General features: G+C 70.0%; 14 protein-coding genes. 12 read left to right on the top strand and 2 right to left on the bottom strand.

The annotated features are described in order from the left end of the window. Both hisH and A8G18_RS04960 read left to right on the top strand, forming a co-directional pair. A complete protein-coding gene (hisH, locus tag A8G18_RS04955) occupies positions 1 to 636 on the top strand; it encodes an imidazole glycerol phosphate synthase subunit HisH (protein WP_064062963.1) in 636 nt (211 codons plus the stop codon). After that, positions 633 to 887, top strand: coding sequence for a hypothetical protein (locus A8G18_RS04960; protein ID WP_064062964.1), 255 nt, complete (start codon positions 633 to 635; stop codon positions 885 to 887). Before hisH ends, A8G18_RS04960 begins: the two co-directional genes overlap by 4 nt. A gap of 112 nt (positions 888 to 999) precedes the next feature. Here the strand turns inward: A8G18_RS04960 and A8G18_RS04965 are convergent, their stop codons facing one another. Continuing rightward, positions 1,000 to 1,986, bottom strand: coding sequence for a helix-turn-helix transcriptional regulator (locus A8G18_RS04965; protein WP_064062965.1), 987 nt, complete (start codon positions 1,984 to 1,986; stop codon positions 1,000 to 1,002). A gap of 62 nt (positions 1,987 to 2,048) precedes the next feature. Here A8G18_RS04965 and A8G18_RS04970 point away from each other — a divergent pair, with 62 nt between their 5' ends. The 6 genes from A8G18_RS04970 (at position 2,049) to A8G18_RS04995 (ending at position 7,339) form a co-directional block, all read left to right on the top strand. Beyond that, the gene (locus A8G18_RS04970) at positions 2,049 to 4,328 is read left to right on the top strand and encodes an ATP-binding cassette domain-containing protein (protein WP_064062966.1); all 2,280 of its coding nucleotides are present in this window, start codon (positions 2,049 to 2,051) and stop codon (positions 4,326 to 4,328) included. A gap of 72 nt (positions 4,329 to 4,400) precedes the next feature. Beyond that, positions 4,401 to 5,135 carry a bifunctional 1-(5-phosphoribosyl)-5-((5-phosphoribosylamino)methylideneamino)imidazole-4-carboxamide isomerase/phosphoribosylanthranilate isomerase PriA gene (gene priA, locus A8G18_RS04975; RefSeq protein ID WP_016934938.1) on the top strand — a complete coding sequence of 245 codons (735 nt, stop codon included), beginning with the start codon at positions 4,401 to 4,403 and terminating at the stop codon, positions 5,133 to 5,135. A 3-nt stretch (positions 5,136 to 5,138) separates the two neighbouring features. Further along, positions 5,139 to 5,981: an inositol monophosphatase family protein gene (locus A8G18_RS04980; RefSeq protein ID WP_064062967.1), complete on the top strand. Its 843-nt coding sequence runs from the start codon at positions 5,139 to 5,141 to the stop codon at positions 5,979 to 5,981. After that, complete coding sequence (gene hisF / locus A8G18_RS04985) at positions 5,978 to 6,751, top strand: imidazole glycerol phosphate synthase subunit HisF (RefSeq protein ID WP_064062968.1); 774 nt, start codon at positions 5,978 to 5,980, stop codon at positions 6,749 to 6,751. The genes A8G18_RS04980 and hisF overlap by 4 nt, the downstream gene beginning before the upstream one ends. Beyond that, the gene (gene hisI / locus A8G18_RS04990; protein WP_016935787.1) at positions 6,748 to 7,113 is read left to right on the top strand and encodes a phosphoribosyl-AMP cyclohydrolase; all 366 of its coding nucleotides are present in this window, start codon (positions 6,748 to 6,750) and stop codon (positions 7,111 to 7,113) included. Before hisF ends, hisI begins: the two co-directional genes overlap by 4 nt. Positions 7,114 to 7,159: 46 nt before the next feature. Then, positions 7,160 to 7,339, top strand: a complete 180-nt coding sequence (locus A8G18_RS04995; RefSeq protein WP_016935788.1) for a tautomerase family protein — start codon at positions 7,160 to 7,162, stop codon at positions 7,337 to 7,339. Between the two features lie 122 nt (positions 7,340 to 7,461). On the opposite strand, the gene A8G18_RS05000 is transcribed toward A8G18_RS04995, so the two are convergent. After that, entirely contained in the window at positions 7,462 to 7,947 is a 486-nt protein-coding gene (locus tag A8G18_RS05000; RefSeq protein ID WP_064062969.1) for a MarR family winged helix-turn-helix transcriptional regulator, read from the bottom strand. Between the two features lie 105 nt (positions 7,948 to 8,052). Here A8G18_RS05000 and A8G18_RS05005 point away from each other — a divergent pair, with 105 nt between their 5' ends. From A8G18_RS05005 to trpC, 4 genes are all read left to right on the top strand, one after another. Beyond that, a complete protein-coding gene (locus tag A8G18_RS05005) occupies positions 8,053 to 8,841 on the top strand; it encodes a dioxygenase family protein (RefSeq protein ID WP_064062970.1) in 789 nt (262 codons plus the stop codon). A gap of 44 nt (positions 8,842 to 8,885) precedes the next feature. Further along, positions 8,886 to 10,469, top strand: a complete 1,584-nt coding sequence (locus tag A8G18_RS05010) for an anthranilate synthase component I (protein ID WP_177519034.1) — start codon at positions 8,886 to 8,888, stop codon at positions 10,467 to 10,469. Next, on the top strand, positions 10,466 to 11,131 hold the full coding sequence (locus A8G18_RS05015) for a TIGR02234 family membrane protein (protein ID WP_064062972.1): 666 nt from the start codon (positions 10,466 to 10,468) through the stop codon (positions 11,129 to 11,131). Before A8G18_RS05010 ends, A8G18_RS05015 begins: the two co-directional genes overlap by 4 nt. Before the next feature lie 91 nt (positions 11,132 to 11,222). After that, positions 11,223 to 12,032: an indole-3-glycerol phosphate synthase TrpC gene (gene trpC / locus A8G18_RS05020; RefSeq protein ID WP_064062973.1), complete on the top strand. Its 810-nt coding sequence runs from the start codon at positions 11,223 to 11,225 to the stop codon at positions 12,030 to 12,032. Positions 12,033 to 12,126: the final 94 nt, after the last annotated feature.

A 12,126-nucleotide genomic window follows, 5' to 3' on the forward strand; every position in this document is an offset into this window, starting at 1 on the left:
ATGAGCGCAACCACGGTCGCCGTCCTCGACTACGGCTCGGGTAACCTCCACTCCGCCACGCGGGCAGTCGCCCGTACCGGCGTGCACGTGGAGGTCACCGCCGACCCGAAGATCGCGCTCGCCGCCGACGGGCTCGTCGTCCCCGGCGTCGGTGCCTTCGACGCGTGCATGAAGGGCCTGCGCAGCGTCGGCGGAGACAAGATCATCGGCACCCGCCTCGCCGGCGGACGCCCGGTGCTCGGCATCTGCGTCGGCATGCAGATCCTGTTCGAACGCGGCGTCGAGCACGGCATCGAGACCGAGGGCTGCGGGGAGTGGCCGGGCAGGGTCGAGCGTCTGGACGCGGCGGTGCTGCCGCACATGGGCTGGAACACCGTCGAGGCCCCCGCCGATTCGGTGCTCTTCGCCGGCATGGACGCCGACACCCGTTTCTATTTCGTCCACACCTACGCCGCCCGCACGTGGGAACTGGATGCCCCCGAGCGCCTCGCCCCGCCGAAGGTGACCTGGGCCGAACACGGCAGCCGGTTCGTCGCCGCCGTCGAGAACGGTCCGCTCTCGGCCACCCAGTTCCATCCGGAGAAGTCCGGCGACGCCGGCGCGCAGCTGCTGCAGAATTGGGTCAGCTCGTTGTGACCGAGCCGCGGCGCGGCCGGTCGAGTGGAGACTTCTCCTTCGGCCGTCACGCCCTGATGTCCGTCGGCACGGCGACCGTCGTGCTGCTCGTCACCGCGATCGTCGTGGTGGCGGTCCGGCCCACGCCGGTCGTCGGGCTCGTCATCGCACTCGTCGGCATCGTGGTGGCCGTCGTGGCGATGGGTGTCGTGTCGACGCGGTCGGCCCGCCGCGCCTTCGGTCCCGGCGAGGACGACCGCCCCGGAAGCTGACGCGCCGAACCGGATTTCGCCCGGCGTGTTGCGGTAGCGAACCCCGGTTGGGCGCGCGAGGTGTTCGGTAACGCAGCTGTGCAGACTCGATATCGATCTGCCGCGCCCAGATTCACCTCGCGCCGTCCTCGGAGGGGACGACGGCGTCCTGCGCCGCCGCGCGCAGACGATCGGCGAACACCGCGCAGGACCGCACGATCTCCGGGTCCGCGCGCATTCGGATGTCGGCGTCGAGGGTGGCGAGCGCGAGGACGAGCCACTGCCACGACTCGACCGCGAGGTGTACCTCGGTCCGGTCGTCACCCGTCGGGCGGATCTCGGCGTCCTGGTACTTCAGCGCGTCGGCGACGTGCGTGGCCGAGGCCGCCACGTCCAGATGTACCGGTGTCCGCCCCTGCCGGAGTCCTTGCCGCAGGTATTCCGTGGCGGACCCGGCGGGAAGCGGGCGGGGTGCGAACCGGCTGCCGGTGAGGAGCAGGTCGCGCACACGGTCGAGGCGGAAGACACGCCAGTCCTCGCGGTCGACGTCCCATCCGAGGAGGTACCACCGCAGCAGGTGGTGCACCTGCCTGTACGGCTCGACCCGGCGAGAGGTGGGCGAGCCCTGCGCGTCGACGTAGTCGAAGGTGAGCGTGTCGCACCGTGCGATTGCCTCCGCGACGGTGCCGAGCAGCTCCGCCGACACGCTGGGAGCCTGCAGCGCACTCGTCTCCACCGCGCTGCGGACGGCCGCGACTCGCGGGCGCAGCCGCGCGGGCAGGAACTGGTCGAGCTTGCCGTAGGCGCGGGTCGCGGCGTCGTCCAGTCCACCTTCGGTCGGTCCGGTCGCAGCGAGAGCGCCGAGCCCCAGCAGCACCGCGACGGCCTCGTCGTCGTCGAGCACCAGCGGCGGCATCGAGCGTCCCGACGAGAGGCGATAGAAACCGCCGGGCCCGGAACGGGTTTCGACGGGATACCCGTAGCCGCGCAGACGGTCGACGTCGCGGCGGAGCGTCCGGCGGCTCACCTGCAGCCGCCGGGCCAGTTCGTCCCCGCCGATCGCGCGTCCGGTCTGCAGGATCGACAACAACGCGAGCATCCGCTCGGTGACGTCCGCCATGCCGTCATCCTCCCACCGGTTGCGGTCAGGATCCGGCCGCAACCGGTCGTAGCGTCGAACCCATGACCACCACCGTCACGACCACCGAGGCGGCAGTGCGAGGCCGCGCGATCACGATCCGCCGCGCCCGCACCCACAACCTGGCCGACGTCGATCTGACCGTTCCGCGCAACCGGCTCGTGGTGATCGTCGGGGTGTCCGGCTCCGGGAAGTCGTCGCTCGTCTTCGACACGATCGCCGCGGAGGCCGGCTACCAGCTCAACGAGACGTACCCGCCGTTCACGCGCAATCGGTTGCCGAAGTGGACACGACCCGACGTCGACCACATCGACGGTCTGACGCCGGTGATCGTCGTCGACCAGCGCCGGCTCGGCGGCAACGCCCGATCGACGGTCGGCACCATCACCGACACCTGGACCTATCTGCGGCTGCTGTACTCCCGGGTGGGCACACCCGTCCTCGGGGAGTCGAACCGCTTCTCGTTCAACGACCCCACCGGGATGTGCCCGGCCTGCTCCGGGCTCGGCGAGATCGTCGTCAGCGCTGTCGAGCGGTTCCTCGATCTCGACAGGTCCCTCGCCGAGGGCGCGATCCTGGTGCCCGGCTTCGGCAACGGCGGGTACTGGTACTCCCAGTACGCCGACATCGGTTCCTTCGACGCGGACACACCCCTGCGCGAGTGGAGACCCGCCGAGCGGGAGGCACTGCTCTACGGCGGCGAGGCCGCCGCGGCGCTGGGCCATAAACCGCCGGACGGCTACGAGGGTGTCGTCGAGAGGTTCGAGCGCATCCACCTGCACACCTCCGACAACCTCTCCGAACGCAAACAGGACGTCATCCGGCGCTTTACCCGCGCCGAGACGTGCCCGGACTGCGCCGGAGAACGACTGAACGCGGCCGCGCGGGCGGTCACCGTGCGCGGCCGCACGATCGGGGAGCTGTCCCGCCTCGAGATCACCGAACTGCTCGAGTTCGTGCGCACGATCGACGACTCGCGCGCCGCACCTGTGGTGTCCGCACTGGTGGGCCGTCTCGAGGCGATGGTGACGATCGGCCTCGGCTATCTCGCGCTCGCCCGGGCGACCACCACGCTCTCGGGCGGCGAATCGCAACGGATCAAGTTGGTCCGGCACCTCGGGTCGAGCCTGACGGAGATGACCTATGTCGTCGACGAACCAACGGTCGGTCTGCATCCCGCCGACGTGGAGACGATGATCGACCTCCTTGAACGGCTCCGCGACAGCGGCAACACCGTCCTCGTCGTCGAGCACGACCCGAGCGTGATGGCCCGGGCCGACCAGGTGATCGAGATCGGTCCCGGTGCGGGCTCGTCCGGTGGTCGCCTCGTCTTCCAGGGCACTTTCGACCGGCTCCGAACGGCCGACACTCCCACCGGCCGATCGCTGCGGCGCGACATCGGCCGCGGTCACCCCGCCCGCGAGGCGACCGGTCGTCTCACGATCGCCGATGCGTGTCGCAACAACCTCCGCGACCTGACGGTGCGGATCTCCACCGGCGTGCTCACCGTATTCACCGGGGTCGCTGGTTCGGGAAAGTCCAGTCTCGCAGCCGAACTCGTCGATCAGTACGACGCCACGGTGATCGACCAGCGGCCGGTGAGCACCAATCGCCGCTCCACCCCGATCACCTACACCGGCATCGCACCCACCCTGCGGCGGATGTTCGCCGAACACAACGGTGTGCCGGCGAGCCTGTTCAGCGCGAACTCGGCGGGTGCGTGCCCGACCTGCACGGGGGCCGGTGTCGTGTACATCGACCTCGCCTTCATGGACGGACGCGAGGTCGTCTGCGACACCTGCCACGGCCGCCGGTTCACCGCCGAGGTGCTCGGGCACACCGTGAACGGCCTGTCGATCGCCGATGTCGACGACCTCACCGTCGGTCGCGCCATCGAGGAACTGCCGCACGCGGAGATCGCGCACCGACTGAGGGCGCTCGCCGGGGTGGGCCTCGACTACCTCCGCCTCGGACAGTCGCTCGACACGCTCTCCGGTGGCGAGTGTCAACGGGTGAAGATCGCCAAGGAACTCGGACGAGCGAAGACGCCGACCCTCTACGTCCTCGACGAGCCGACCACCGGCCTGCACGCCGAGGACGTCGGCACCCTCCTGTGCGTCTTCGACGACCTCGTCGACCGAGGGCACACCGTCGTCGTCATCGAACACCACCTCGACGTGATCCGGCACGCCGACCACATCGTCGACCTCGGGCCGGGACCTGGACGGCACGGCGGAACCGTGCTGTACGAGGGTCCCGTCGACGAGTACGCCGGCCGTCCGACCCCGACCTGCCGGGCCCTCGACGCGGCACGGTCGGCATGACGCACGGCGCTTTCCCGACGCCCCGGCCACGCGTTTGGTGATGTCACAGGTACAGGCACTAATGTGTACGCAGTGAGCCTGGTCCTTTTGCCCGCAGTCGACGTCGTCAACGGTGAAGCAGTTCGCCTCGTTCAGGGAGAGGCGGGCAGCGAGACCGGATACGGTTCGCCCCGCGATGCCGCCCTCGAATGGCAGAACGCCGGAGCCGAATGGGTGCACATGGTCGATCTCGACGCGGCGTTCGGCCGCGGCGACAACCGTGCACTCCTCGCCGACGTCGTCGGCGAACTCGACGTGAAGGTCGAGCTGTCGGGTGGCATCCGCGACGACGAGACCCTCGCCGCGGCCCTCGCGACGGGGTGCGCCCGCGTGAACCTCGGCACCGCCGCGATCGAGAACCCGGAGTGGTGCTCCCGCGTCATCGGTGAGTTCGGCGACCGGATCGCCGTGGGCCTCGACGTCAAGTTCCTGGACGGTCGGTGGCGGCTGCGCGGCCGCGGCTGGGTCTCCGACGGCGGCGACCTGTGGGAGGTACTCGAGCGTCTCGAACGCGACGGTTGCTCACGCTACGTCGTCACCGACGTGACCAAGGACGGCACGCTCAGCGGCCCGAATCTCGATCTGCTCCGCGAGGTGTGCGCGGCCACCGACGCGCCGGTCGTCGCGTCCGGCGGCGTCTCGACCGTCGACGACCTGCGTGCCATCGCGACGCTCACCGACGAGGGCGTCGAAGGCGCCATCATCGGAAAGGCGCTCTACGCGGGCCGATTCACCCTGACCGAAGCGCTCGACGCCGTCTCGCGCTGACCGATGGCCGATCCCGCCGACCTGAACCGGCTGCTCGCGATCGCGAGCGGTGTGCTCGACGAGGTCTCGGAACGGTTCGTCGCCGGGCACGGTGCGCCGCGCTCCGTCGACAAGGGCCCGAACGATTTCGCGACCGACCTCGATCTCGAACTCGAACGGCGGATCTCCGGTGCCCTCGCCGAGCGCACCGGTATCGCCGTGCACGGTGAGGAATTCGGCGGCCCGTCCGCGGAGGAGGGCACCGTCTGGTTGCTCGATCCGATCGACGGCACGATCAACTACTCCGCCGGGTTGCCGATGGCCGGGATCCTCCTCGCGCTCGTCGAGAACGGGGAGCCGATCCTCGGACTCACGTGGCTGCCCCTCACGAAGCAGCATTTCGCGGGAATCGCCGAGGGGCCGCTGCTCGTGAACGGAACGCCCACCGAACCGCTGCCGCCGGCACGGCTCGAGGACGTGATGATCGCCGTCGGAAGTTTCGACATCGACAGTCGCGGTCGCGTTCCCGGCACCCGCCGCCTCGCCGTGATCACCGAGCTGAGCCGGCGGGTCGCACGGTTGCGGATGCACGGCTCCACGGGTGCCGACCTGGCATTCACAGCGGGAGGTGCGATCGGCGGTTCGGTCGTGTTCGGCCACCACCCGTGGGACAACGCGGCCGGTGTCGCGCTGGTGCGGGCGGCCGGTGGGATCGCCACCGACTTCGCGGGCGAACCGTGGCGGATCGGGTCCGGATCGGTGGTCGCCGCAGCGCCCGGAGTGCACGGCGAGATACTGGAGATTGTGCAGTCGGCGACGGAACGGTCCGTGGCCGAGCAGTCGGGTTCCGAAGGAGATCGAACATGACACTGGCCGTGCGGGTCATCCCGTGCCTCGACGTGGACGCGGGGCGGGTGGTCAAGGGTGTCAACTTCGAGAACCTGCGCGATGCGGGTGACCCGGTCGAACTCGCCGCGCTCTACAACGAGCAGGGTGCCGACGAACTGACCTTCCTCGACGTCACCGCGTCGAGCGGCGACCGGGGCACCATGCTCGACGTCGTCACGCGCACCGCCGAGCAGGTGTTCATCCCGCTCACCGTGGGAGGTGGCGTCCGTACCGTCGAGGACGTCGACCGGCTGCTGCGTGCCGGCGCCGACAAGGTCTCGGTCAACACCGCGGCCATCGCCCGGCCCGAGGTGCTGCGCGAGATGTCCGGGCGCTTCGGCTCGCAGTGCATCGTGCTGTCGGTCGACGCGCGCACCGTGCCCGCCGGTCAGGAACCGACGCCGAGCGGCTGGGAGGTCACCACGCACGGCGGTCGCCGCGGTACGGGGATCGACGCGGTCGAGTGGGCCCGGCGCGGCGAGGAACTCGGGGTCGGCGAGATCCTGCTCAACTCGATGGACGCCGACGGCACGAAGAACGGATTCGACCTGAAGATGATCGAGGCCGTGCGCGGGGCCGTGCACGTGCCCGTCATCGCTTCCGGGGGTGCCGGAGCCGTCGAGCATTTCGCGCCCGCCGTGCAGGCCGGTGCCGACGCGGTGCTCGCCGCGAGCGTCTTCCACTTCCGGGAGCTGACCATCGGCGAGGTCAAGGACGCGATGCGTGCGGAAGGGATCACGGTTCGATGAGCAGCGACATCCTGAATCCGGCGATCGCCGCCCGGCTGAAGCGCAACGACGACGGTCTGTTCGCCGCCGTCGTGCAGGAGCGGGCCACCGGCGCCGTGCTGATGATGGCGTGGATGGACGACGAGGCGCTCGCCCGCACCCTGGCGACCCGCAAGGCCACCTACTACTCGCGGTCGCGGCAGCAGTACTGGGTCAAGGGCGAGACGTCCGGGCACACCCAGTACGTGCACGAGGTGCGCCTCGACTGCGACGGCGACACGGTGTTGCTGGTCGTCGACCAGGTCGGTGCCGCCTGCCACACCGGCACGCACACCTGCTTCGACACCGACGTCCTGCTCGAAACGCCGCAGATCGCCGAATAGCCGGGACCGATCGGCGGGTCGTGCGGCGGGCTGCGACAATGCCCGCATGCCTCTCATCCAGATCAGTCAGACGCCGGGCCTGTCCGACGAGCAGAAGGCCGAGGTGATCTCCGCGGTGACCCGCGCGTACGCCGAGGCCTCGGGCAAGAATCCGTCGTCGGTGTGGGTGACGATCACCGAGGTGCCCCGCGAGAACTGGGGTGTGGGCGGAACTCCGCTCGGCTGAACACCATCGGTTACGAGGTCACCGACGCGAGCGGTGCCGTCCGGGACGAGCGCAGCCACGACCCGACCATGTCGTTCCGGGACGTACCGAGGAGTCGCCCCACCACGTGACGGTGGGACGGCTCAGGCCTTGCCGATACCGCCGGCGATTCCCTCGTCGATCTGCTCGACCAGAGCGGAACCGAGACGCGCGAGCGCGCGCACCTGCTGGTCGTCGAGACCGTCGAACACCAGCCTGCGCACCGCGTCGACATGGGTCGGCGCCGCCTCGGCGACGGTGTCGTAGCCGGTCTCGGTGAGCACGGCGTACGAACCGCGACTGCCCGGAACCGGTTCGCGTCGCACCCAGCCGCGCTTCTCGAGGCGGGTGACGACGTGGGACAGCCGCGACAGCGACGCGTTGGCCTCGGCGGCGAGGGCGTTGAGACGGAGCCTGCGCTCGGGGTGCTCGGAGAGCAGTGCGAGGACGAAGTACTCGAAGTGGGTCATGTCGGAGTCGCGCTGCATCTGGGTGTCGAGCGCTGCCGGCAATCGCGTGATGACGGAGACGAGTGCGCGCCAGGCGTTCTGCTGCGTCGGATCGAGCCACCGGGGGTCCTCGTTGCTCATGCGTTCTCCTCGCTCGTTCGGTCTCGCCGCCGCCCCCGGGAACAGAATGCCCTCAGGGCGGGTTGTCCTTCATAATACTTGAAGCTTCAACCCGAAAGGGATGTCATGAGCACCGATTCCGCGACCACGCCCGCCCTGTTCCTCAGTCACGGCGCTCCGCCGCTCGTCGACAGCGAGCTGTGGGTCTCGCAGCTGCAGCGCTGGGCGGCCGACCTGCCGCGCCCCACGGCGATCCTCGTGGTCTCGGCGCACTGGGAATCCGCACCGCTGACCATCGGCTCGACCACGCCGGGCACCCCGCTCGTGTACGACTTCGGGGGATTTCCGCGGCGCTTCTACGAGGTGACCTACACCAGCCCCGGGGCGCCCGATCTCGCCCGGCAGGTCGCGGCACTGATGCCCGACGACGAACCGGTGGTGCAGCAGCCGAACCGAGGACTCGACCACGGTGCCTACGTGCCCCTGACCGTCATGTACCCGGACGCCGACATTCCGGTGCTGCAGATCTCCCTGCCCACTCTCGATCCGGGACGGCTGCTGCACCTCGGCGCCCGGCTACGCCCGCTGCGTGAGCAGGGCGTACTGATCATCGGCTCCGGGTTCACCACTCACGGTCTGCCCTTCCTGCGCGACCCGCGGCCCGAGGCCGCCGCGCCGGGCTGGTCGTCGGAGTTCGACCACTGGACCGCCGAGCAACTCGCCCGCGGCGACGTCGACGCGCTGCTCGATTTCCGGAACCGCGCACCGGGTATGCCGTACGCGCACCCGACCGTCGAACACTTCGCGCCACTGTTCGTCACCCTCGGTGCTTCGGAGACTCCGGATCGCGGCATCGACCAGGTCGTCGACGGGTTCTGGATGGGTCTGGCCAAGCGGTCGTTCCAGGTCGTCTGACCGCGGCTGCATCGCCGGACACCGCCCCTGGGATGATGGGGCGCATGTCCGGCGAGCCCACCACCATTCCCGCAGCCACAACCGACCCCTCCGGCGGCAGCCGGTCCGATTCGACGACCACCCGCGAGCAGTTCCGTCAGCTGGCCGCCGAGCACCGCGTGGTCCCGGTGACCCGCAAGGTGCTCGCGGACGCGGAGACCCCACTGTCGGCCTACCGTAAGCTCGCGGCCGACCGCCCCGGGACCTTCCTGCTCGAGTCGGCGGAGAACGGCCGGTCGTGGTCGCGGTGGTCGTTCATCGGCGCCGGGAGCCCGGCGGCGCTGACCGTCGTCGACGGCGGTGCGGCCTGGTACGGGCACGTTCCCGCCGGCGCCCCGACGGGCGGCAACCCCGTCGACGTCCTCGGTGAGACGCTGCAGCTGCTCCACACCGACCGCATCCACGGACTGCCGCCCCTGACCAGCGGCATGGTGGGTTACCTCGGCTACGACGCCGTCCGCTATCTCGAGAAGCTGCCGACGCTCGCCGAGGACGACCTGCAGATCCCCGAGATGGTGATGCTGCTGGCCACCGACCTCGCGGCCGTCGACCATCACGAGGGCATGATCTGGCTCATCGCCAACGCCGTGAACTGGGACGGCTCGGACGAGCGCGTCGACGAAGCCTACGACGACGCGGTGGCCCGTCTCGACCGCATGACCGAGGCGCTCGCCGCGCCTGCTCCGGCCACCGTCGCGACCTACTCGCGGCCCGAGCCCGACTACCGCCGTCAGCGCACCACCGAGTCGTTCTGCACGGACGTCCGCAAGCTGATCGGCGACATCGAGGCCGGTGAGGCCTTCCAGGTGGTGCTCTCGCAGCGATTCGAGATCGACTGCGAGGCAGCACCGATCGACGTGTACCGGATGCTCCGCGCGTCCAACCCCAGCCCGTACATGTTCCTGCTCCACATTCCCGGCCCGGACGGCGAGACGGCCTTCTCGATCGTCGGATCGAGTCCCGAAGCGCTCGTGACGGTCTCGGACGGGGTGGCCACCACCCATCCCATCGCCGGGACCCGGTGGCGCGGCGCGGACGAGGAGGAGGATCTCCTGCTCGAGAAGGACCTCGTCCACGACGAGAAGGAGAACGCCGAGCACCTCATGCTCGTCGACCTCGGCCGCAACGATCTCGGCCGGGTGTGCGCACCGGGCACCGTCGAAGTGCACGACTACCGGCACATCGAGCGGTACAGCCACGTGATGCACCTGGTCTCCACGGTCACCGGACGGCTCGCGGAGGGCAAACACGCCCTCGACGCCGTCACCGCGTGTTTCCCCGCCGGCACCCTGTCGGGCGCGCCGAAGGTACGCGCGATGGAACTGATCGAGGAACTCGAACCCACCCGCCGCGGTATCTACGGCGGCATCGTCGGCTACCTCGATTTCGCAGGCGACGCCGACACCGCGATCGCGATCCGTTCCGCTCTCGTCAAGGACGGCATCGCCTACGTACAGGCAGGTGCGGGCATCGTCGCAGACTCCGATCCTGAGGCCGAGGACACCGAGGCCCGGAACAAGGCCATGTCCGCACTCGCCGCCGTGGCCGCCGCGTCCACACTCATCACCTACGGCGGTGACGCGCGGTGACCGAGAAGACGCCGGACGCCGGCTCCACCCCCGTACGCCGGCGCAGACCGACGGTGATCGCCGCTCTGCTGCTCGGGCTCGGCGCCGCCCTGCTGTGGGCCTCGGGCCGGATGACATGGGTCACCGCGGTCTCGTCGGACGGTCTCGGCATCGACCGCGTCGACGACCTCGAGGGAGGCCGCTGGGCGGCGGCACTGACCCCGCTCGCTCTCGTGCTGCTCGCGGCGGTCGCCGCGGTCTTCGCCGTGCGCGGGTTCGCATTACGTCTCGTGTCGGTCGTGGTCGCGATCGTCGCCGTGGCAGCCGCGGTCCCCGCGGTACGGTTGCTGACCGGGGACCCCGACCCCGAGACGGCGGCCGGGGTGGCCGCGTTGCCGGACCGCGCGGAGGTGACCGGCATCGAGACGTATCCGCTGCCCGCGATCCTCGTGATCGTCGGTGCCGTCGCCGTCCTCGCCGCGGCGGTGACCCTCTGGCGCACCCCGCGCGAGCAGGCCGGACTGTCGTCGAAGTACGACGCCCCGGCGGCGCGCCGCGAGGCTGCGGCCCGGCGCGCCGAGAGCGACGAACCGCTGTCCGAACGCGGCCTGTGGGACGCGCTGGACGCAGGTGAGGATCCCACGGACGACGGTGGTGAGGGTGATACGGACACCCGCCGGTGACTGCTGTAAACCAGTTCACTACTCTTCTACACAGATCCGATGAGCTTGATCACATCGGGATTGAGCAGGGTGGGAAAGGACTCGAGCCACGATGACAGTTCTCGATTCGATTCTCGAAGGAGTGCGAGCCGACGTCGCCGCCCGTGAGGCGGCCCTCGATCTTGCCTCCGTGAAGGCTGCTGCTGCGAGTGCGCCCCCGCCGATCGACGCCAAGGCCGCGCTGCGCGAGCCCGGCATCGCGGTCATCGCCGAAGTGAAGCGTGCCAGTCCCTCGAAGGGTGCTCTCGCCGACATCGCCGATCCCGCCGAGCTCGCCGCGGCCTACGAGTCCGGAGGGGCTCGTGCCATCAGCGTCCTCACCGAGGAACGCCGGTTCCACGGCAGCCTGGCCGACCTCGACGCCGTGCGTCGTGCGGTCCGCATTCCGGTGCTGCGCAAGGATTTCGTGGTCGGTCCCTACCAGATCCACGAGGCGCGTGCGCACGGCGCCGACATCGTGCTCCTCATCGTCGCGGCCCTCGAACAGACCGTGCTGACGGCCCTGATCGACCGGGTCGAGTCGCTCGGGATGACGGCGCTGGTCGAGGCGCACACCGAGGAGGAGGCCGACCGCGCCCTCGAGGCCGGCGCGACCGTCATCGGGATCAACGCCCGCAACCTCAAGACCCTCGAGGTCGACAAGACGACATTCTCGCGCATCGCGCCGGGCCTGCCCAGCAACGTGCTCAAGATCGCCGAGTCCGGTGTCCGCGGGCCGGCCGATCTGCTCGCGTACGCGGGTGCCGGCGCCGACGCGGTGCTCGTCGGAGAGGGCCTGGTGACCAGTGGGGATCCGCGTCAGGCGGTCGCCGAGCTGGTGACGGTGGGTACGCATCCGTCGTGCCCCAAGCCTGCACGCTGACCGTGCCGGCCGGTCCGGACCCCCATGTGATCCGCGTCGCGTGGTGGGGCAGACTGGACGCGTGACTGCAGACGATTCCGCACTTTCCGCCAAG

The sequence above is a fragment of the Rhodococcus gordoniae genome, from assembly GCF_001646655.1.
GTDB lineage: Bacteria > Actinomycetota > Actinomycetes > Mycobacteriales > Mycobacteriaceae > Rhodococcus > Rhodococcus gordoniae.